Origin of the sequence: Burkholderia stabilis (assembly GCF_001742165.1) — a bacterium.
GTDB lineage: Bacteria > Pseudomonadota > Gammaproteobacteria > Burkholderiales > Burkholderiaceae > Burkholderia > Burkholderia stabilis.
This window is the reverse complement of record NZ_CP016442.1, coordinates 2774911-2796309: the sequence shown is the minus strand read 5'-3', so window position 1 is coordinate 2796309 and position 21399 is coordinate 2774911. Positions and strand designations below refer to the sequence as shown.

Genomic DNA, 21399 nt, shown 5'->3' with positions numbered 1-21399 from the left:
GGCATGCAATTCGACAAGCGCGCCTGGCTCGACAAGATCAAGCAGATGTTCGCGGGCTTCGACCGCCCGCTCGCCCTCATCGTGTTCCTGCTGCTGTGTGTCGGCATCGTCACGCTGTACAGCGCGGCGATCGACATGCCGGGCCGCGTCGAGGATCAACTGCGCAACATCCTGCTGACGTTCGTGCTGATGTGGGTGATCGCCAACATCCCGCCAACAACATTGATGCGCTTCGCGGTCCCGCTCTATACGTTCGGGGTCGCGCTGCTGGTCGCGGTCGCGCTGTTCGGGATGACCAAGAAGGGCGCGAAGCGCTGGCTGAACGTCGGCGTCGTGATCCAGCCGTCGGAGATCCTCAAGATCGCAACCCCCTTGATGCTCGCGTGGTACTACCAGCGCCGCGAAGGCGGGCTGCGCTGGTACGACTTCATCGCCGCGTTCGGGATCCTGCTGGTGCCGGTCGGACTGATCGCGAAGCAGCCCGACCTCGGCACGGGCCTGCTCGTGTTCGCGGCCGGCTTCTTCGTGATCTACCTCGCCGGCCTGTCGTTCAAGCTGATCGTGCCGGTGCTGGTCGCGGGCGTGATCGCGGTCGGCTCGATCGCCGTGTTCGAGCAGCGCATCTGCCAGCCCGAAGTGCAGTGGCCGCTGATGCACGACTACCAGAAGCATCGTGTGTGCACGCTGCTCGACCCGACCTCCGATCCGCTCGGTAAGGGCTTCCACACGATCCAGGCCGTGATCGCGATCGGTTCCGGCGGCGTGCTCGGCAAGGGCTACCTGAAAGGCACGCAGGCGCACCTCGAATTCATTCCGGAGAAGCACACCGACTTCATCTTCGCGGTGTTCTCGGAGGAATGGGGGCTCGCGGGCGGGCTCGTGCTGCTGACGCTGTACATGGCGCTGATCGCGCGCGGGCTCTACATCGCCGCGCAGGGCGCGACGCTGTTCGGCCGCCTGCTCGCGGGTTCGCTCACGCTCGCGTTCTTCGTTTATGCGTTCGTCAACATCGGGATGGTGAGTGGCGTGCTGCCGGTCGTCGGCGTGCCGTTGCCGTTCATGAGTTACGGCGGCACCGCGCTCACGACGCTCGGCATCGCGATCGGGATGATCATGAGCGTCGGGCGACAGCGGCGGTTGATGAAGAGTTGACCGCGCGGCACGGCTGCAGCAATAAAAAACGGCGCCGCGGCGCCGTTTTTTATTGGGTGTTTCGAATGCGGCAAAGCAACGCCGCGCACGCTCACTGCGGCGCTGCGCGCGGGCTCGCCGGCTCCGCGCCGCCGCCCGAGGCCGGCGCCGGCCCCTGGGCCTTCAGCCGCGCGCTCAATTCCTTGAATTTCAGCCCGGCCGTCTCGTCGCCCTGCGCGGCCGCCGCCGCGTAATACGCACGCGCGATGTTCAGGTTCTGCGCAACGCCGTCGCCGCCGCGCTCGTAGAACGACGCGGTCACGTACTGCGCGGTCGGCTCGCCCGCGTCGGCGGCCTGCTTGTACCACGCGAACGCCTGCCGGTTGTCGCGCGGCGTGCCGCGCCCGTCGAGGAACTGGTTCGCGAGCGACAGCTCGGCCTGCACGTGCCCCTGCTTCGCCGCCCGCAGGAACCAGCGATGCGCTTCGGCCGGATTGCGCGCGACGAACTCGCCGTCGTCGAACATCCTGCCGTACACGTACTGCGCATGCGACATGTTCGCGTCGGCCGCGCGCTTCAGCCAGCGCAGCCCTTCGTCGACGTTTGCGGTCACGCCTTCGCCGGTCAGCAGCATCATCGCGTAGTTGAATTGCGCGAGGCGGTCGCCGCGCTCGGCCGCGTCGTGAAACTGCACCAGCGCCGCGCGATAGTCGCCGGCGTTGTAATCGGCGACCGCCGATTGCGTCTCGCGCGACGGATCGGGTTTCGCTTGCGGCGCGCCCTGCGCGGCCGCCGCGACACACACCGCCCACAGTCCGAGCAGCGCGCCGAACCGCTTGCGCGTACCGTGCGCGCGCCTGAAGGACGCGTCGTCTTCACCGTTCATGACCGTACCTCCTGCAGCGCCTGCCGCGTCGCACGCACCAGCCAGCTCACGTCGGCCGATACCGTGATCATCCGGTAGCCAGCGCCGCGGTACTGGCGCGCGCTCGCCGTATCGCCCGCGAAAATCCCGACCGCGACACCCGCCTGCTTGCCGGCCGCGAGCACCCGCGCCATCGCGGTTTCGACGTCCGGGTGACGAATGTCGCCGAGATGCCCGAGGCTCGCCGCGAGATCGGCCGGGCCGACGAACAGGCAGTCGACGCCGGGTATCGCCGCGATCCGCTCGACTTCGTCGACGCCGCGCGCCGATTCGATCTGCACGATCACTGCGACCTGCGCATTCGCCGTCTGCAGGTAATCGCGCCGCATGCCGAACGCCGCCGCGCGCACCATGCCCGCCACGCCGCGGAGCCCGTCCGGCGATTCGGGCGACGGGTAGCGTGTGAGCCGAACCGCGTGTGCGGCGTCGTCGGGCGTCTCGATGCACGGAAACATCAGCGTGCGCGCGCCGGCGTCGAGCGCGCGCTTCACGAGCCACGGCTCGCGCGCCGGCACGCGCACGACGGGCTCGCTCGGCAGGTGCGCGGCGGCGATCGCGCGCAACTGCGAAGCAACGTCGCGGCTGTCGTTCGGCGCGTGCTCCATGTCGATGCACAGCCAGTCGTAGCCGGCGTGCGCGAGCGCTTCCGCGGCCGAGTCGCTGCCGAGCGACAGCCACAGGCCGTACAGCGGCTCATCGCCGTCGTGCAGACGTTGTTTGAGGGAATTGGTGAGCGTGCTCATCGATACGGCCTCCGGGACGGAACGGCAATCGAACGGGACAAGCAACAGGCGAAGCGAGGCGCAACACGGCGGCGGCGCCTGAGCGGGCCCTGGAGCCTTGGTCGGCCTTGGGCGGCCAATCTGACAACGCGGGCCGCGCGACGATGCACGGATGCGTTTTACGCTGCCACGCAACGATCATAGCGCGGCGTTACGCGGAATGTGGGAACCGGCGGGGAGCCGCGCCGGCGCGGAGCGTGGGCGCGGTGGCAGGCAGCCCGGCCGGCTGGCGGGGCTGCCGGGAAAGCTGGATCAGCGGCCGGGCTGGCGCTCGACGTCGGCCCAGCAGTTCGGCGTTTCGTACAGGCGCACGCGCTCGAGGCGCAGGTTCACGCCGTAGTGTGCGTCGTACACGTTCGCGAGGAGGTCGAACGCGATCGCCGCGAGGTTCTCGACGGTCGGGATCCGGTCGATCACGACGGTCTTGTGGTCGGCCATCTGCTCGAGGAACGAGCGCACGACCTCGTCACGCGCATAGACCAGGAACGCGTGGTCCCACTTGCTGACGAGGTGCTCGACCGCGAGCGCCTTCACGTCGGCGAAATCCATCACCATGCCGCGGTCGGGCGCCCCCTCGGTATCGACGAGATCGCCGCGCAGCGTGATTTCGAGCACGTAGCGATGACCATGCAGGTTCCGGCACTGGCTGCGGTGATCGGGAATGCGGTGGCCCGCGTCGAATTCGAGTTTTCGGGTAATCAGCACGATGTCAAAAGCCGTGGCTCAGGGAATGTTCAGATATTTGTGGGTCTGCATCGACAGCCGCCACTGCGGATGACGCTTGCACCAGTCGATCGCGAGTTTCGTATTGAGGTCGCGCGACGGGCCGTCCATCGGCTGCACGAGAAAATACTCGAAGTCGAGCTTCGCGTAGTCGGCGAGCCGCTGGTTGTCCTGCGGAATCACGACCTTCAGTTCGTTGCCCTTCGTGACGACGAGCGGCGCGTCGGCCTTCGGGCTCACGCAGATCCAGTCGATCGATTCGAGCACCGGCAGCGAGCCGTTGGTCTCGATCGCGATCTCGAAGCCGGCCGCGTGCAGCGCGTCGACGAGCGGCTGGTCGAGCTGCAGCATCGGCTCGCCGCCCGTGCAGACGACGAAGCGGTGCGCTTCGCCATCCGGCCACAGGCCGGCGATCGTCGCGACGAGCGCTTCGGCGTCCTTGAACTTGCCGCCGTTCTCGCCGTCGGTGCCGACGAAGTCCGTATCGCAGAAGCGGCAAACGGCCTCCGCGCGATCCTCTTCGCGGCCCGACCACAGGTTGCAGCCGGCGAACCGGCAGAACACGGCCGGCCGGCCCGCGTTCGCGCCCTCGCCCTGCAACGTGTAGAAAATTTCCTTGACCGCGTAAGTCATCGTCCTTCGTCCGGCTCGCGCCGCTCGTTGTCGATCAGAATCCGTTATCCATCAAGCGCTGCCGGCGCACCCGCGTCACAGCGGCGCTTCGGTCACCCGCTCGCCCTTCAGGTAAGCCTCGTAGCCGCGCTTGCGCAGCTTGCAGGCCGGGCATTCGCCGCAGCCGAAGCCCCAGTCGTGCAGTTCCGCGCGCTCGCCCACGTAGCACGTGTGCGTCTCGACGCGGATCAGCTCGACGAGCGCTTCGCCGCCGAGCTGCTCGGCGAGCTGCCAGGTCTGCGCCTTGTCGAGCCACATCAGCGGCGTCTCGAGCACGATGCGCGTGTCCATCCCGAGGTTCAGCGCGACCTGCAGCGCCTTCATCGTGTCGTCGCGGCAGTCGGGGTAGCCCGAAAAATCGGTCTCGCACATCCCGCCGACCAGCACGCGCAGCCCGCGGCGATAGGCGATCGCAGCGGCGATCGTCATGAACATCAGGTTGCGGCCCGGCACGAACGTGTTCGGCAGGCCGTTCGCCGTCGTCTCGATCTCGATCGTGCGCGTCATCGCGGTATCGCTGATCGCGCCGAGCACCGACAGGTCGATCATGTGATCGTCGCCAAGCCGGTCCGACCATGCGGGAAACTCGCGCTTCAGCGCTTCGCGCACGCCGTCCCGACATTCGAGCTCGACACGATGGCGCTGGCCGTAATCGAAACCGAGGGTCTCGACCGTCTGGTAGCGTTCGAGGGCCCATGCCACGCACGTGGCCGAGTCCTGCCCGCCGGAAAACAACACGAGCGCGCCGTCTTTAGCGTCTGTCCGAATCACCGTGATACTCCGTGAATGTGTAGGCTCGCGTCGCACTGCGCCCCGGGGCCGGCTGCCGCCGGGCGGCCCGACGCGTGCCGGCCTGCGCCGGCTCGACCAGTATAGGCAGCGCGGTCGGCCGCGAACGCGGCGGCGCGCTTATACCGCCCATCGCGCGGCATCGTTGCCGCGTATCGCGGCGGCGCCGTGCCGGCAGCCTGCCGCGCGCATGAACCGATACGCTAAGTCATTGAGCGGGCACGGATTTTATCACGTGCCCGCGAATGCTGCCGCGCACGCGATGCCCACCACAAACGAAAAACCCCAAGAACCTTCCGATTCTTGGGGTTGGAACTGCTGGTGGCCTGGGACGGAATCGAACCATCGACACGCGGATTTTCAATCCGCTGCTCTACCAACTGAGCTACCGGGCCAACGAAGAATGAAAGTATATCGAGCTTCCCTCATTCGCTCAAGTGTTTTCGCAAAATATTTTATACAGCGCCTTCGGACGGCTTCTTGCCGAGTTCGACGCCGAGCTGCTTGAGCTTGCGATACAGGTGCGTGCGCTCGAGGCCCGTCTTCTCCGCGACGCGCGTCATGCTGCCGTTTTCGCGCGCGAGGTGATATTCGAAGTACGCGCGCTCGAACGCGTCGCGCGCTTCGCGCAACGGGATGTCGAACGGGATCGCAGCCGTCTGCCCCGCGAGGCCGAGTGCTGCGGCCATGTCGTCGCCGAGCGTCGGCAGCGCAGCCGCGGATGCAACCGAAGCAGGCCCCGCGGCCTGTCCGGCGCCGGCCTTCGCCGCCGCGTTGGCAGACACGGGCGCCGCGCCGCGTGCGAGACCGTGTTCGACGGACTTCAGCAGCTTCTGCAGCGCGATGGGTTTCTCGAGGAAGTCGAGCGCGCCGATCTTCGTTGCCTCGACGGCCGTATCGATCGTTGCGTGCCCGGACATCATGATCACGGGCATCGTCAGCAGCCCTTGCGCCGCCCATTCCTTGAGCAACGTCACGCCGTCGGTATCGGGCATCCAGATATCGAGCAGCACGAGATCGGGCGCCTGATTCAGCCGGTATTCCCGCGCGGCCTGCGCGTTCTCCGCCGCCTCGACGACATGTCCTTCATCGCTGAGGATCTCCGAGAGCAATTCCCGGATGCCCATTTCATCATCTACCACCAGGATGGTTGCCATTTACGCTGCCTTTGTCTGCACACTTGCTTTTGTCTTAGCGGGGGTCGTCCCGGCCTGCGCGCCCGATTCGGCGCCCGGCGCATCGCTCGCCATCTGCAGGAACAGGATCGACACCTGCGCACCCTCGACGGTCTCGCCGTGCATGCGATTGCGCAGATCGATCCGCGCGCCGTGCTCGTCGACGATTTTCTTGACCGTGGCCAACCCGAGCCCCGTGCCCTTCGCCTTCGTCGTCACGTAAGGCTCGAACGCGCGGGTCAGGATGCGCGCCGGAAAACCGGGCCCGTTGTCGGACACGGTAAGACGTACCGCGACGCGCGTTTTGCCCTCGGCGTCGGGATCGCCATATTCTACTGTCTTGGTTTCGATCAACACACGCGGATGCGCAGCTTCCGCGACCGAATCCTGCGCATTTTGCAGCAGGTTGTGGATCACCTGGCGCAGTTGCGTCGCGTCGCCGCGAATCACCGGCAGCGACTGCGCAAGCTCGGCGACGATCGGACTCTTGCCTTCACCGACGCCGTACAGCCCGAGCACCTCGCTCGCCAGCTCATTCAACTGCAGGTTCGTGAGCACCGCCGGCGGCGTACGCGCATATTCGCGGAAATCGTCGACCATCCGCTTCATCGCGGCCACCTGGTTGACGATCATCGTCGCGCCGCGCTTGAGCACGTCCGCGTCGGGCGGCGCCAGCTTGTCGGACAGCTTCATCTGCAGCCGCTCCGCCGACAGCTGGATCGGCGTCAACGGATTCTTGATCTCGTGCGCGAGCCGGCGCGCGACCTCGCCCCACGCGACCGAACGCTGCGCGGAAATCACGTCGGAGATGTCGTCGAACACGACGACGTAACCGGACGTCTGCGGATCGTCGGCCTCCCCCTCGACCGTCGACGCGAGGCGCGTGCCGCGCACGAGCAGCGTCAGCGGATCGGATTCGCCCGGCACCTCGATCGCGAACTGCTGCTGCCAGTGGCCGCGATCGCCGCTGCCGGCGTCGGACGCCGCTTCGCGATCGGCGAAGGCCTTGCGCACCATCGCGCCGAACCCTGCCGCAACGCCGATCCGGTCGAGCGTCGTGCCGATCAGCGAGTTGAACGGCTGCCGAAAGATCCGCTCGGCGCCGCGGTTCGCGGTCGTCAGCCGGAACTGGCGGTCGAGCACGAACACGCCGGCCGTCAGGTTCGCGAGGATGCTCTCGAGATACGTCTTCGAATGCTCGAGCGCGATCCGGTTCTGCTCGACCGCGAGCCGCGCCTCGGACAGCTGGCGCGTCATCGCGTTGAACGACTGCGTGAGGAAGCCGAGCTCGTCGCGCGTCTTGATTTCGCGCTTCGGCGTGTAGTCGCCTTCCGTGATCTCCTTCGTGCCCTGCGCGAGCAGGAACAGCGGCCGCGCGAGCTGCTGGCCGAGCGCGAGCGCGAGCATCATCGCGATGAAGGTCGCGAGGAACAGCGCGAGCGTCAGCGTACCGATGTACATCTTGCGCAGCCCCGTGCGGCCGAGCGACTTTTCCTGGTACTCGCGATACGCGCGCTGCACGGCGTCCGCGTTATGCGCGAGCGTGGGCGGCACCGGCTGCGTGAGTTGCAGGAAACGTTCGGCCGGCTGCAGCAGCGCAGTCGTCGCATCGGGAATCGGGCGCACGACGCGCAACCGCAGCGCACCCTTTGCGCCGTGCGCGCGCGGATCGCCGTCGACTTCGCCCTCGATCGCCGCGTACGCGCCATGTTCGCGCGCCTGGTTCAGCATCAGCGGCGTCGGCAGGTCGTCCGGAATCAGCGCGGCGAAATTGCCCGACGCCTGCGCGACGATATGCAGGTCGGGCGCCGCGCCCGAGCCGCCGCGGCTCGGCTCGACGATCGTCGCGTCCTGCACGCCGAACTGGTCGCGCAACCGCAGCAGCGTGAGCGTCGTACCGTTCGTGTTCGCATCGACGCTCGCGAGCTGGTCGGACATCAGCCGCGCCTTCGTCTGCAGATCGGACAGCGACGCATCGAGCATCCCGCGGCCGAGGTTCAGGCCGGCCGTCAGCGCCGTCTCGACGTTCACGTCGAACCACGACTCGATACTGCGCGACACGAACTGGTACGACACGATGTAGATGATCCCGCCCGGCACCACGCCGACGAGCGCGAAGAACACCGCGAGCTTCGCGAGCAGCCGCGTGCCGAACTTGCCCTTCCTCAGGCGCACGACGATCATCCCGATCAGCCCGAGCACCACGAGCAGGAATACGAGCGCGACGACGATGTTCGTCGCGTACAGCCACGAGTAATAGCGATCGAAGAATTCGGTGTTCGCGCTCGCGGCCGCGAGCAGCACGAGCAGCAGCAGCGCGGTGAGCGCGACGGTCGAGACGATCACGCGGACGAGGAGGCTCTTCCCGCTGGCCGCGCGGCGCACTTTATTTAGCACGTTCGGTCACCGTGAAGTTGAAGCGCTTCCAGTCCGAGCCGAGCGTCCAGTCGCGGTTGTTCACGGCGTCGACCTGGAACGGCTTCGGCATCAGCGCCGTATCGAGCTGCATCCGCACCGACGCCGTGTAGGTTTCGCCCAGGCGCACCTGGTTGCGGTCGATCACGTGCCACGACGTGATGTGCCTGACGACCGCAAGCGCGTCCTTCAGCGACGGGAAGCCGAGCTGCAGGCCGCCCGTCGACACGCGGTACTCGCGCGTGAGCGGCTGGAACGACAGGCGGATCGTCTGTGACACCGATACCGGCTGTTCGTCAAGCCAGTACCAGCGCGCGCGGCTCAACTCGAAATCCGTCGTGAAATACACCGGAATGCCTTTGTTCACGGCATCCTCGAGGTTCGGATTCAGCTCGAAATCGAAGCGCGCGTCGAGGCTCCAGCCGCTTCCGTCGGACTGGAGCGACGCGCGCTGCACGGCGATCGATTCGGCATGCGCCGGCCGCACGATGGCCAGGCACAGCGTCAACGCGACCATCAGGACGGCCGCGAGCCGAAGTGGAAAAAGGTGTTTGATCGTCACCGTTTCTGAAACCGCGCGTAGAAAAATCCGTCGTGATCGGTGTTCTGGTCGAGTGCGCCGGTGGCCGCCCCGCCCTGCACGCCGCCCGGCAGCAGTTGGCCAGGGGCGTCCAATCGTACCGCATCTTCACAGGCCGCTTCAAACCAGCGGGCCTGCAACTCGCCTTCTTCAGGGAAGATCGAACAGGTCACGTAAAGCAGTTCGCCGCCCGGCTTCACGAGCGGCCACAGCGCCGACAGGATGCGGCGCTGTTCCGCGACGAGCGCCGGGATGTCGGCCTCGCGACGCAACCAGCGAATGTCGGGGTGCCGCCGCACGATGCCGGAAGCCGAACACGGCACATCGGCCAGGATACGGTCGAACGAGCGCCCGTCGTACCACGCGTCGGGTGCGCCCGCATCGCCGACGCGCACCTGCGCTTCGAGCGACAGGCGCACGAGGTTCTCGCCGATGCGCGCCGCGCGCGCCGCATCGCTTTCGAGCGCAACGACTTCCGCATCGGCCAGTTCGAGAATATGGCCGGTCTTGCCGCCGGGCGCCGCGCATGCGTCGAGCACGCGCATGCCGTCGCGCGCACCGAGCCATTCGGCCGCGAGCTGCGCGCCGGCGTCCTGCACCGACACCACGCCGTCGGCGAACCCCGGAATGCGATCGACCGGCAGCGCCGATGCGAGCCGCACGGCATGCCGGCCGATCGCGGTTGCTTCGATCCCGTTCGCGCGCAGCGTGTCGAGATATGCGTCGACGCTCGCGCGGCGCGCATTCACGCGCAACGTCAGCGGACCCTGGCGCTCGCCGGCCGCGAGGATCGCCTGCCATGCGTCGGGCCATGCGCGCTTCACCGCGTCAACCCACCATGCGCGGTAATTCCACCGTGCGACTGCATCGCCCTGCATCGCCGCGACGAGCGTGTCGCGCTCGCGCAGGAAACGGCGCAGCACCGCGTTGATCATCCCCTTCGCGAATACGTATTCGCGGCGTGCGCCGATCGTCGTCACGGCCTGGTCCACGACCGTGAACGCCGGGTATGCGGCCGCATCCGCCGGGTCGAGCAGCAGCGCGAGCGCGCCGGCGAGCACCGCGTTCACGTGCGCGGGCGGCGCCTTGCTGACGAGCTTGCCGATCAGCCAGTCCACGCTGCCGAGGCGACGCATCGTCCGGTAGGCAACGTCCTGCGTCGCGCCGCGTGCGAGCGCCTGCGCATCGGGCGGCATCTGCGCAAATACCGCCGAGAGTGCCGCCGGCAGCGCGGTGCCGCGCCGTACCGCATCGACCGCCTGCGCGGCCGCGTCGAGTGCGAAGCCGAGCGAATCGGGCGCAAGATGCAGCGCGGCCAGGCGCGCCGAGCGGCCGGAAGAAGACGGAGCGGAAGAACGGGTTCGAGTCATCGGAGCGGAATCGGCAAGCAAGCGCAGCAAACGAATGCGGCAAACGGCGGGATCGCGGCCGCGTGGCAGGCGCGATCTCAAACCGAGCATTGTAGCGTGCGACCATGGGGCCCCTTTGGCCCCTTTACGGCACGCACAAATGAAACACCCCGCAGCGCGAAGCGTGCGGGGTGGTGTGGCGGCCCCTGCGCGGCAACAACCGCAGGGCGCGCCGAGGCTTAGTCGAAGCGGCCGGTACGCGCCATTTCCATCAGGCGCGCGATGCGCTCCTCGGTGGCCGGGTGCGTCGAGAACAGGTTCTGCAGGCCGCCGCCGTGCAGCGGGTTCATGATCATCATCTGCGCGGTGGCCGGATGCGCTTCGGCCGCCTGGAACGGGATGCCCGCCGCATAGCGATGGATCTTGTCGAGCGCCGTCGCGAGCGACTGCGGATCGCCGGAAATCTGCGCGCCGCCGCGGTCGGCCTCGAACTCGCGTGCCCGCGAAATCGCCATCTGGATCAGCGCGCCGGCGATCGGCGCGAGCAGCGCGACCGCAATACCCGCGATCGGGTTGGCCGGCCGGCCGTTCTCGTCGCGCCCGCCGAAGAACATTGCGAAGTTCGCGAGCGCCGAGATCGCGCCCGCCATCGTTGCGGTGATCGTCGAGATCAGGATGTCGCGGTGCTTCACGTGCGCGAGCTCGTGCGCCATCACGCCGCGCATCTCGCGCTCCGACAGCACGCGCAGGATGCCCGTCGTCGCGGCGACCGCCGCGTGCTCGGGGTTGCGGCCCGTCGCGAACGCGTTCGGCGCATCCTCGTTGATCAGGTAGACGCGCGGCATCGGCAGGTTCGCACGCGTGGCCAGCTCGCGCACCATCCGGTAGAACTGCGGCGCCGTGTTCTCGTCGACTTCCTGCGCGTTGTACATGCGCAGCACCATCTTGTCGGAGAACCAGTACGAGAAGAAATTCATGCCGAGCGCGAACAGCAGCGCGATCGTCATGCCGCGCGAGCCGCCGATCATCCCGCCGATCACGATGAACAGGGCCGTGATCGCGGCCATCAGCATCGCCGTTTTGACCCAATTGAACATACCCACTCCTTATCCGTCAGGGGACCCGCCGCGCATCAAAGGGCGCGGCGGAAAATTGTAAGCGATTTGTTAGATAAGGTCTTGCCGGAAAAATTCAATCTCAGCGTTGCGATGTTGCAAGACGAAGGCCAAGGCCGACGAAAGCGCTGCCGACCGTGCGATCGAGCCATTTCTTCACGCCCGGCTTGCCGGAAAAGCGTTGCGTGACGCTGCCCGCGACCCATGCGACGAGACTCGTCCAGATCGTGCTCATCACGACGAACACCGCGCCGAGGGTCAGGAACGCCAATGCCTTGTGCGGGCTGTCGGCCGACACGAACTGCGGGAAGAACGACACGAAGAACAGCACGACCTTCGGGTTCAGCACGTTCGTCCAGAAGCCCTGCATGAACAGCTGGCGCAGTGGTTTCGCGGCTGCGGCCTGCGCTGCCGCGGCGCCCGACGGTGCGGTGGCCTGCTTCGCGAAAAGCATCCGCACGCCGAGGTAGATCAAATAGGCGGCACCGACCAGCTTGATCACCGTGAACGCGGCAGCCGACGCCGCGAGCAGCGCAGTCAGGCCGAATGCGCACGCGAGCGCGTGAACGCAGCAGCCGGCCGAAATGCCGAACGCCGACATCAGCCCCGCGCCGCGGCCCTGCGCGACGCTGCGGCCGACGATGTAGGCCGTGTCGGGACCGGGCGTGACATTCAGCAGGAAAACCGCGAGCACGAAGAAGCCGAAATGGGTGATGCCGAACATGAAAACCTCGAAACCGGAGAGCGCAGGGAAATTCTACGCGCGCCTGCCGCGCCGTGCGACTCGGCCGTTCGGCCGATTGCGCGCGGCCGGCAGACCGTGTCGAATGGCAGTCAGGCCGCGTCAGGCAACATCAGGCAGCGCGAAACGCTGGCCCGCTGCGAGCGGCGAACCGGCCAGGAATTCGCGCGCGGGCAGCCGCTTGCCGCCCGGCTTCTGCAACTGCGTGACGCGCAGCGCGCCGCTGCTGCATGCAACGACCACGCCTTCCGGCGCGGCTTCGACGATCGTGCCCGGCGCCGCGTCGCCGCGCGCCGCCACGGGCTCGGCCGACCACAGCTTGATGGCTGCGCCGTCGAGCATCGCGACGCCGCCCGGGAACGGATCGAACGCGCGCACCTGGCGCGCGAGCACGTCGGCCGGCTTGCGCCAGTCGAGCGCCGCTTCGTGCTTGCCGATCTTTTCCGCATAGGTCACGCCGTCGGCCGGCTGGGGTGTCGCCGGCAGCGTGCCCTCACGCTCGAGCTGCACGAGCGCGTCGACGATCAGCCGCGCGCCTTCGGCAGCGAGCTTGTCGTGCAAAGTGGCGGTCGTATCGTCGGGCGCGATCGCGATGCGCGCCTCCTCGATCATCGCGCCGGTGTCGAGGCCGATGTCCATCTGCATCAGCGTGACGCCCGTCTCGGCGTCGCCGGCCTCGATCGCGCGATGGATCGGCGCGGCGCCGCGCCAGCGCGGCAGCAGCGAGGCGTGGATGTTGATGCAGCCGTCGCGCGGAATGTCGAGCACCTCCTGCGGCAGCAGCAGGCCGTACGCGGCAACCACCATCACGTCGTGCGGGGTCGTGCGCAGCAACTCGATCGCGTCGGCCGCCTCCGCCGGGTACTTGCCCGCGCGGCGCAGCGACGGCGGTTGCGCGACGGGCATCCCGTGCTCGACGGCATAGCGCTTCACGGCGCTCGCCTGCAGCTTCATCCCGCGCCCGGCAGGGCGATCGGGCTGGGTGAGCACGAGCGGCACCGGAAAACCGGCCTCGTGGATCGCGGCGAGGGCAGCCGCGGCGAATTCCGGCGTGCCGGCAAAAATCACGCGCAACGTATGGGTCATGAAAGCGTTCGGGATCGGGCAGGGCGAACGCGCGTCACATCGCGCGTTCGAGTTTCTTCATCTTCGTCTTGATGCGCGTCTGCTTGAGTGGCGACAGGTATTCGACGAACACGCGCCCCATCAGGTGATCCATTTCATGCTGGACACACACGGCGAGCAGGCCTTCGCAATCGAGCTCGAAAGTCTCGCCCTGCTCGTTGAGCGCGCGCACGCGCACATGGTCGGGACGCTCGACTTCGTCGTAGATGCCCGGCACCGACAGGCAGCCTTCTTCATAGATCTGCTTCTCGTCGCTCGACCACACGATCTCGGGGTTGATGAACGCGCGCAGCTCGTTCTTCTCCTCGGAAACGTCGATCACGATCACGCGCTCGTGCACGTCGACCTGCGTGGCCGCAAGGCCGATGCCGGGCGCCGCGTACATGGTTTCGGCCATGTCGGCGACGAGCTTGCGGATCCGGTCGTCGACCTTGTCGACGGGCTTGGCGACCTTGTGCAGCCGCTTGTCGGGGTAATGAAGAATGTTGAGTAAAGCCATGGCGTTCGGTATTCGGTGGAGCGGCGTGCCGCATCGGCCATCCGGCCGGCTGGCGCCGCCGCCGGGATGCAATGAAGATGAGGCGGATGCGCGGTGAATCAATGCCGCGGATCTCGCCCCCTGCAATTGGCCGGGCGCCTGCACGCGCGGCCCTGTCGAGTATTTCGGATGATGAAAATTTTATCATGGCGTCACGCGGTTCGCTGGCCGTCGCGTTCGAGGGAAGCCTCATGACGCCGCAAGTGCTGACCACCTCCGCGCTGCGCGCATGGCTGCAGCTCGCGCATGCGCCCGGCCTCTCGCCCGCCGTATTGCAGGCGCTGCTCGATGCGTTCGGCTCGCCGGCGGCGCTGCTGCGTGCGTCCGACCCGGCCATTGCCGCAGCCGCCGGCACGGCCGCCGCGCAGGCCGTGCGCGCGAGCGATCGCGACGATCTCGATGCGCGCACCGACGCCGCGCTCGCCTGGCTCGATGCGCCGGGCAACGTGCTCGTCACGCTCAACGATCCGGCTTACCCGCCGCGGCTGCGCGACCTGTACGATCCGCCGCCGCTGCTATATGTAAAGGGCAGGCTCGACCTGCTGCACGCTCGCGGCCTCGCCGTGGTCGGCAGCCGCCACGCGACGCCGCAGGGGCTCGCCGACGCGACGCGCTTCGCGCGCGAACTGTCCGACGCGGGGCTCTCGATCGTCTCGGGCCTCGCACTCGGGATCGACGGCGCCGCACATCGCGGCGGGCTCGACGGCCGGTCGAGCACGGTCGCGGTGATCGCGACGGGCGCCGATCTCGTCTATCCGGCGCGGCACCGCGCGCTTGCCCACGAGATCGCCGCACACGGCGCGATCGTGTCGGAATGGCCGCTCGGCACGCCGGCCCGCGCCGCGCATTTCCCGCAGCGCAACCGGCTGATCGCTGCGCTCGCGATCGGCGCGCTCGTCGTCGAGGCCGCGCCGCGCTCCGGCTCACTGATCACCGCCCGGCTCGCGAACGAATTGGGGCGCGATGTATTCGCGATGCCGGGCTCGATCCACGCGCCGCTCGCGCAGGGCTGCCACGCGCTGATCCGCGACGGCGCGAAGCTCACGAGCGCGCCGCTCGATGTGCTCGAGGAATACGGGCTGGGCGAACCGGCTGCTCTCACGGCGGATGGCGCGGCGGCGCCCGGAGATTCGGGCGCGAACCCGGGTAACGCTCGCAACACCAAAGCCGCCGGCGTCACGCAAGCGAATCCCTCCGTTTCACCCGCCGCGCCAACCCTAATCGACGCACCACCAGCACCTCCACCGCCCGGCACCCCGCACGAGCAGGCCGTACTCGCCGTGCTGGGATACGGCCCAGTCACGTACGAGTGGCTCGCCGAACAAAGCGGCCTGTCCGACGACGTGTTGCATCGCGCACTGCTCGCACTCGAACTGGCCGGTCACGTCGCAAGTCTCCCCGGCGGACGCTTCGCGCGGCTTGACGCGGCGCCCACCCCGCCCGCACGTGGCGTGCTACATTTCCCGAATAGGGGCGGCCGTGCCGCCGACAATACCCAAGGAAATCCATGCCCGCGCTGAATCTCGACACCGATGCGGATCGGATCGCCGAGCGTCTCGCCGATCCCGATACGTTGCTCGTCGCCTGCCTGTGCGCCGAGTGGTGCGGCACGTGCCGCGACTACCGGACGGCCTTCGACCAGCTCGCCGACGCACATCCAGACGCCTGCTTCGCCTGGATCGACATCGAAACGCATGCCGACCAGCTCGACGATCTCGACGTCGAGAACTTCCCGACGATCCTGATCGAGGACGCCAACACCGCACGCTTCTTCGGCACGGTGCTGCCGCATGCGACGATCGTCGAGCGGATGCTGTCCGACCTGAGCGCGGTGCCCGGTGCGCCGCACGCGCCGAAATTGCGCAACGTCCTGAACGTCGAAGCCTGAATTCGCGGGCCGGCCCGGCGGGGTTTTTCGCGCGTTTGCGCGCCCCGCCACGCCGGGCGCTTGCCGCCGTTGCGCCCCCCCTCTATGATGGGCCGCTTTTTACACGCTGATCCGCCGTCACTGCGGCGTGTGCTATAAAGCGGTCGTAAAAGGGACCCACAACCGGCGAACCCGGTCTACCAACACACACCTGTCATGTCCAAAGCACTGATCATTGCGGAAAAGCCTTCTGTCGCGAACGACATCGCGCGCGCTTTGGGCGGCTTTACCAAGCATGACGAATACTACGAGAGCGACGAATTCGTCCTTTCGTCCGCTGTCGGCCACTTGCTGGAAATCGCCGCACCGGAAGAGTACGAGGTCAAGCGCGGGAAATGGAGCTTCGCGCATCTGCCCGTCATCCCCCCGCATTTCGACCTGAACCCGATCGCAAAGAGCGAGTCGCGCCTCAAAGTGCTCACCAAGCTGATGAAGCGCAAGGACGTCGACCGCCTGATCAACGCATGCGACGCGGGGCGCGAGGGCGAGCTGATTTTCCGCCTGATCGCGCAGCACGCGAAGGCGAAGCAGCCGGTCCAGCGCCTGTGGCTGCAGTCGATGACGCCGCAGGCGATCCGCGACGGCTTCGCGAACCTGCGCAGCGACACGGACATGCAGCCGCTCGCCGATGCCGCACGCTGCCGCTCGGAAGCCGACTGGCTCGTCGGGATCAACGGCACGCGCGCGATGACCGCGTTCAACAGCAAGGGCGGCGGCTTCTTCCTGACGACCGTCGGCCGTGTTCAGACGCCAACGTTGTCGATCGTCGTCGAACGCGAAGAGAAAATCCGCCGTTTCATCCCGCGCGACTATTGGGAAGTGAAGGCCGAATTCGCGTGCGCGGGCGGCTTCTACGAAGGCAAGTGGTACGACCCGAAATTCAAGCGCGACGAATTCGATCCGGAGAAGCGCGACTCCCGCCTGTGGAGCCTGCCGGCCGCCGAAACGATCGTCGCCGCATGCCGCGACCAGGTCGGCACCGTTTCCGAGGAGTCGAAGCCGTCGACGCAACTGTCGCCGCTGCTGTTCGACCTGACGAGCCTGCAGCGCGAGGCGAACGGCCGCTTCGGCTTCTCCGCGAAGAACACGCTCGGCCTCGCGCAGGCGCTGTATGAAAAGCACAAGGTGCTGACCTACCCGCGTACCGATGCGCGCGCGCTGCCGGAAGACTACCTTTCGACGGTCGAGTCCACGCTCGAGATGCTCAAGGAGAGCAACAACTACCTGCCGCATGCGAAGCAGGTGCTCGACAAGGGCTGGGTGAAGCCGAACAAGCGGATCTTCGACAACTCGAAGATCAGCGACCACTTTGCAATCATCCCGACGCTGCAGGCGCCGAAGTCGCTGTCCGAGCCGGAGCAGAAGCTGTACGACCTGGTCGTGAAGCGCTTCCTCGCCGTGTTCTTCCCGGCGGCCGAATTCCGCGTCACGACGCGGATCACCGAAGTCGCCGGCCATCACTTCAAGACCGAAGGCAAGGTGCTCGTCGAGCCGGGCTGGCTGCAGGTGTACGGCCGCGACGCCGAAGGCGCGGACGCGAACCTCGTGCCGGTGCAGAAGAACGAGAAGGTGAAGACGGACGAAATCGCCGCCGTCGCGCTCGTGACGAAACCGCCCGCACGCTACTCGGAAGCGACGCTGCTCTCCGCGATGGAAGGCGCGGGCAAGCTCGTGGAAGACGACGAGCTGCGCGAGGCGATGGCCGCGAAGGGTCTCGGCACGCCGGCCACGCGCGCGGCGATCATCGAAGGCCTGCTCGGCGAGAAATACCTGTTGCGCGAAGGCCGCGAGCTGATCCCGACCGCGAAGGCATTCCAGTTGATGACGCTGCTGCGCGGGCTCGGCGTGAAGGAACTGACCGCGCCGGAGCTCACCGGCGAATGGGAATACAAGCTGTCGCAGATGGAGCGCGGCAACCTCGGGCGCGACGCGTTCATGCAGGAAATCGCCCGCATGACGCAGCAGATCGTCAAGCGCGCGAAGGAATACGATTCCGACACGATCCCGGGCGACTACGCGACGCTCGAAACACCGTGCCCGAATTGCGGCGGCCAGGTGAAGGAAAACTACCGCCGCTTCGCGTGCACGAAGTGCGAGTTCTCGATCTCGAAGATTCCGGGCAGCCGGCAGTTCGAGATCCCGGAAGTCGAAGAGCTGCTGCAGAAGAAGGAAATCGGTCCGCTGTCCGGGTTCCGCAGCAAGATGGGCCGCCCGTTCTCGGCGATCCTCAAGCTGTCCTTCGACGACGAGACGAAGAACTACAAGCTCGAGTTCGATTTCGGCCAGGACCAGGGCGGCGAGGAAGGCGAAGCGCCCGACTTCTCCGCGCAGGAACCGGTCGGCGCGTGCCCGAAGTGCAAAGGCCGCGTGTTCGAGCACGGGATGAGCTACGTGTGCGAGCACTCGGTCGCCAACCCGAAGACCTGCGACTTCCGCTCGGGCAAGGTGATCCTGCAGCAGGAAATCACCCGCGAGCAGATGGGCAAGCTGCTTGCCGACGGCCGCACGGATCTGCTGCCGAACTTCAAGTCGTCGCGCACGGGCCGCAACTTCAAGGCATTCCTCGTGAAGCAGCCGGACGGCAAGATCGGTTTCGAGTTCGAGAAAAAGGAACCGAAGGCCGCTGCCGCGAAGAAGACGGCGAAATCGGCGACGAAGGATGCCGAAACCGTGACGGAAGGCGCCGAGGAGAAACCGGCACCGGCCCGCAAGACCGCTGCGAAGACCACCGCCACCAAGACGGCCGCCCGCAAGACGACGGCGCGCAAGACGGGCTCGTAACGACCTGGCCGCCGGGGGCCTCCCCGGCGCATCAGGCCCCCTCCGGCTGGCAGCCATAAAAAAACGCGGATCGATCGCTCGATCCGCGTTTTTCTTTGTGCCGGCGGCAACCGCCGCCCGGCCGTCGCGACGTTACAGCGGCGACGGCACCGCAACGCGCGTGCGCGGCGAACGCGGCAGGCGCGGCGACAGGTTCGGGTCGGCCGACTCGGGCTGCTCGGCACGTGTCTCGACGCCGATCGGCGCGAGCGTCGTACCCTGCGCGGCCCACTGCTCGCCGATCGTCGCATCGGTCGAGTGGCTGAAATACTCGACGAGGTGGTCGATGAACGTGCGCACCTTCGCAGGCAAATGGCGCCGGCTCGGGTAAGCGATGTTGATTTCGACCTGCGGCAGCCGGAAATCCGGCAGCAGCCGCACGAGCGCGCCGCGCGCGATGTCGCTGCCGATCAGATAGCTCGGCAGGATCGCGACGCCCATTCCGAGCAACGCGAACTGCCGCAGCATCGCGGTGTTGTTCGCGACGATCACGTTGGTCGGGCGCACGCGCACTTCACCGTCCGGCCCCGTGAACACACGCTCGTCGCCCCAGTATTCGGCCGGCAGGCTCAGGCTCGGGTGCTCGGCAAGCTGCTCCGGATGAGTCGGCACGCCGTGCTTCTCCAGATAGCTCGGCGTCGCGCACACGGTCATGCAGCCGGTGGTCAGGCGCCGCGTGACGATGCTCGCGCTGCGCATCTGGCGCGTGACGACGATGCCGACGTCGAAGCCTTCCTCGACGAGATCGACCTGCCGGTCGACCAGCGTGAGATCCGGCACCACTTTCGGGAAATTCTCCGTGTACGACTGCAGCACGGATGCGAGGTTATGCAGGCCGAACACGACCGGCGCGACGATGCGCAGTGTGCCGACCGGCTCGTGATTGCGCGCGACGACCATCTGCTCGACGTCCTCGAGCTCATCGAGGATCTGGCGAGCACGCTCCAGATAGACCTGACCCGACTCCGTCAGGGAAAGACTGCGTGTGGTGCGGTTCAGCAAACGCGTGCCGAGCCGGCCTTCCAGATCGGCGACGTGACGCGTCGCGACCGCGTTGGAAATGTCCATTGCGCTCGCGGCCCGCGCGAAACTGCCGAGATCTGCAACCTTGACGAACACGCGCATCGACTGCAAATGATCCATAAACGACTCCTGCCGCTGTTACAACTTCAAAAAGATGAAGCAAATGCGTAATTCTCCTACGACAACGGAAATGATGCAGAGTTGCCCAACAACGCCCCGGTTGAGGATAAAAATAGTCAAAAATCCTCGCGTTCTGCGGATGGATGATCCAATTATTCTGATTGAAGCAACAATTGGGTGAACCTCGTCGAGTAAGCGGCCGAATCAGGAAGGACGTATTTGATGCGACACAACAGCGCACCCTCGCGCACTGCACGCAAGCGCCGCCGGGTGTGGCTGCCGCCAATTGCGGCGGAGCGTAACAACCTGTTAAAAAGACACCATGAAGGCAGCCGACGTAGCATCATGTCGGCCCCGGCCGGGCGGGACGGGTGCGCAACGTGCGCCGCCGCCACCGCCGCTTTCAACGCGCGACACCCCATTCACCATGAAAATTGCCATCCTCGACGACTACCAGGACGCCGTCCGCAAGCTGAACTGCTTCGAGATGCTTGCCGGCCACGACGTGAAGGTCTTCAACAACACGGTGCGCGGCCTGGGACAGCTCGCTAGCCGTCTGGCGGAAGTCGAGGCGCTCGTGCTGATTCGTGAACGAACCCCGATTTCGTCGCAACTGCTCGCCAAGCTGCCGAACCTGCGCATGATCAGTCAGACCGGCCGCATCTCGAGCCACATCGATCTCGAAGCGTGTACCGACCGCGGTATCGCGGTGCTCGAAGGCACGGGTTCGCCGATCGCGCCCGCCGAGCTGACCTGGGCGCTCGTGATGGCCGCCCAGCGCCGCATTCCGCAGTACGTCGCGAACCTGAAGCAGGGCGCCTGGCAACAGTCGGGCCTGAAGACGTCGGCGATGCCGCCGAACTTCGGCCTCGGCCAGGTACTGCGCGGCCAGACGCTCGGCATCTGGGGCTACGGCAAGATCGGCCGGCTCGTCGCCGGCTACGGCAAGGCGTTCGGGATGAACGTGCTGATCTGGGGCCGCGAGCATTCGCTCGAGGCCGCGCGCGCCGACGGCTATACGGCCGCCGAGAGCCGCGAGGCGCTGTTCGAGCAGAGCGACGTGCTGTCGCTGCACCTGCGCATGCACGACGACACGCGCGGGATCGTCAAGCAGGAAGACCTGATGCGGATGAAGCCGACGTCGCTGCTCGTCAATACGAGCCGCGCCGAACTGCTCGAGGAAAACGCGCTCGTCAACGCGCTGTCGCACAACCGTCCGGGGATGGTCGCGATCGACGTGTTCGAGAGCGAGCCGATCCTGCAGGGCTACAGCCTGCTGCGGATGGAAAACGTGATCTGCACGCCGCACATCGGTTATGTCGAACGCGAAAGCTACGAGCTTTATTTCAGCGCGGCGTTCAGGAACATCCTCGCATTCGACGACGGCGACATGTCGAGCGTCGCCAACCCGGAAGCGCTGACGCCGATCCGCAAGCGCTGATCGCACG

The 21399-nt window shown here is 66.8% G+C and carries 19 protein-coding genes and 1 tRNA gene; 5 read left to right on the top strand and 15 right to left on the bottom strand.

Annotation, left to right across the window (positions count from 1 at the left end; all coding sequences use genetic code 11):
- Window positions 1-3: 3 nt before the first annotated feature.
- Window positions 4-1152 (top strand): rod shape-determining protein RodA, encoded by a 1149-nt coding sequence (gene rodA / locus BBJ41_RS13015; protein ID WP_069746727.1) that lies wholly within the window; start codon window positions 4-6, stop codon window positions 1150-1152.
- 91 nt (window positions 1153-1243) lie between these two features.
- Here the strand turns inward: rodA and BBJ41_RS13010 are convergent, their stop codons facing one another.
- From BBJ41_RS13010 to def, 14 genes are all read right to left on the bottom strand, one after another.
- Window positions 1244-2017, bottom strand: coding sequence for a tetratricopeptide repeat protein (locus BBJ41_RS13010; protein ID WP_069746726.1), 774 nt, complete (start codon window positions 2015-2017; stop codon window positions 1244-1246).
- Window positions 2014-2799 (bottom strand): HpcH/HpaI aldolase family protein, encoded by a 786-nt coding sequence (locus BBJ41_RS13005; RefSeq protein ID WP_069746725.1) that lies wholly within the window; start codon window positions 2797-2799, stop codon window positions 2014-2016. Before BBJ41_RS13005 ends, BBJ41_RS13010 begins: the two co-directional genes overlap by 4 nt.
- Window positions 2800-3090: 291 nt before the next feature.
- On the bottom strand, window positions 3091-3543 hold the full coding sequence (gene queD, locus BBJ41_RS13000) for a 6-carboxytetrahydropterin synthase QueD (RefSeq protein ID WP_069746724.1): 453 nt from the start codon (window positions 3541-3543) through the stop codon (window positions 3091-3093).
- An 18-nt stretch (window positions 3544-3561) separates the two neighbouring features.
- Window positions 3562-4194 (bottom strand): 7-carboxy-7-deazaguanine synthase, encoded by a 633-nt coding sequence (gene queE, locus BBJ41_RS12995; RefSeq protein WP_048244690.1) that lies wholly within the window; start codon window positions 4192-4194, stop codon window positions 3562-3564.
- Window positions 4195-4269: 75 nt separating this feature from the next.
- Window positions 4270-5004: a 7-cyano-7-deazaguanine synthase QueC gene (gene queC, locus BBJ41_RS12990; RefSeq protein ID WP_069746723.1), complete on the bottom strand. Its 735-nt coding sequence runs from the start codon at window positions 5002-5004 to the stop codon at window positions 4270-4272.
- A 337-nt stretch (window positions 5005-5341) separates the two neighbouring features.
- Window positions 5342-5417 (bottom strand) — tRNA-Phe (locus tag BBJ41_RS12985).
- A 60-nt stretch (window positions 5418-5477) separates the two neighbouring features.
- Complete coding sequence (gene esaR, locus BBJ41_RS12980; protein WP_069746722.1) at window positions 5478-6179, bottom strand: response regulator transcription factor EsaR; 702 nt, start codon at window positions 6177-6179, stop codon at window positions 5478-5480.
- Entirely contained in the window at window positions 6180-8594 is a 2415-nt protein-coding gene (esaS, locus tag BBJ41_RS12975) for a sensor histidine kinase EsaS (protein ID WP_069746721.1), read from the bottom strand.
- Complete coding sequence (locus tag BBJ41_RS12970) at window positions 8584-9174, bottom strand: DUF4390 domain-containing protein (protein WP_069747690.1); 591 nt, start codon at window positions 9172-9174, stop codon at window positions 8584-8586. Before BBJ41_RS12970 ends, esaS begins: the two co-directional genes overlap by 11 nt.
- Window positions 9171-10562, bottom strand: a complete 1392-nt coding sequence (gene rsmB, locus BBJ41_RS12965) for a 16S rRNA (cytosine(967)-C(5))-methyltransferase RsmB (RefSeq protein WP_069746720.1) — start codon at window positions 10560-10562, stop codon at window positions 9171-9173. The genes BBJ41_RS12970 and rsmB overlap by 4 nt, the downstream gene beginning before the upstream one ends.
- 218 nt (window positions 10563-10780) lie before the next feature.
- Window positions 10781-11638 carry a zinc metalloprotease HtpX gene (htpX, locus tag BBJ41_RS12960; RefSeq protein WP_006485774.1) on the bottom strand — a complete coding sequence of 286 codons (858 nt, stop codon included), beginning with the start codon at window positions 11636-11638 and terminating at the stop codon, window positions 10781-10783.
- A gap of 100 nt (window positions 11639-11738) precedes the next feature.
- Entirely contained in the window at window positions 11739-12380 is a 642-nt protein-coding gene (locus BBJ41_RS12955; protein WP_069746719.1) for a LysE family translocator, read from the bottom strand.
- Between the two features lie 120 nt (window positions 12381-12500).
- Complete coding sequence (gene fmt / locus BBJ41_RS12950; RefSeq protein WP_069746718.1) at window positions 12501-13484, bottom strand: methionyl-tRNA formyltransferase; 984 nt, start codon at window positions 13482-13484, stop codon at window positions 12501-12503.
- Between the two features lie 34 nt (window positions 13485-13518).
- A complete protein-coding gene (def, locus tag BBJ41_RS12945; RefSeq protein WP_011353573.1) occupies window positions 13519-14022 on the bottom strand; it encodes a peptide deformylase in 504 nt (167 codons plus the stop codon).
- A gap of 185 nt (window positions 14023-14207) precedes the next feature.
- Between def and dprA the strand changes: the two genes are divergently transcribed.
- The 3 genes from dprA (at window position 14208) to BBJ41_RS12930 (ending at window position 18769) form a co-directional block, all read left to right on the top strand.
- Complete coding sequence (dprA, locus tag BBJ41_RS12940; protein ID WP_069746717.1) at window positions 14208-15581, top strand: DNA-processing protein DprA; 1374 nt, start codon at window positions 14208-14210, stop codon at window positions 15579-15581.
- Complete coding sequence (locus BBJ41_RS12935; RefSeq protein WP_069746716.1) at window positions 15569-15949, top strand: thioredoxin family protein; 381 nt, start codon at window positions 15569-15571, stop codon at window positions 15947-15949. Before dprA ends, BBJ41_RS12935 begins: the two co-directional genes overlap by 13 nt.
- 195 nt (window positions 15950-16144) lie before the next feature.
- Entirely contained in the window at window positions 16145-18769 is a 2625-nt protein-coding gene (locus tag BBJ41_RS12930) for a DNA topoisomerase III (protein WP_069746715.1), read from the top strand.
- A 132-nt stretch (window positions 18770-18901) separates the two neighbouring features.
- Here the strand turns inward: BBJ41_RS12930 and BBJ41_RS12925 are convergent, their stop codons facing one another.
- A complete protein-coding gene (locus tag BBJ41_RS12925) occupies window positions 18902-19951 on the bottom strand; it encodes a LysR family transcriptional regulator (RefSeq protein WP_069746714.1) in 1050 nt (349 codons plus the stop codon).
- A 427-nt stretch (window positions 19952-20378) separates the two neighbouring features.
- Here BBJ41_RS12925 and BBJ41_RS12920 point away from each other — a divergent pair, with 427 nt between their 5' ends.
- Complete coding sequence (locus tag BBJ41_RS12920) at window positions 20379-21392, top strand: D-2-hydroxyacid dehydrogenase family protein (RefSeq protein ID WP_069746713.1); 1014 nt, start codon at window positions 20379-20381, stop codon at window positions 21390-21392.
- The last annotated feature ends 7 nt before the right edge of the window (window positions 21393-21399 follow it).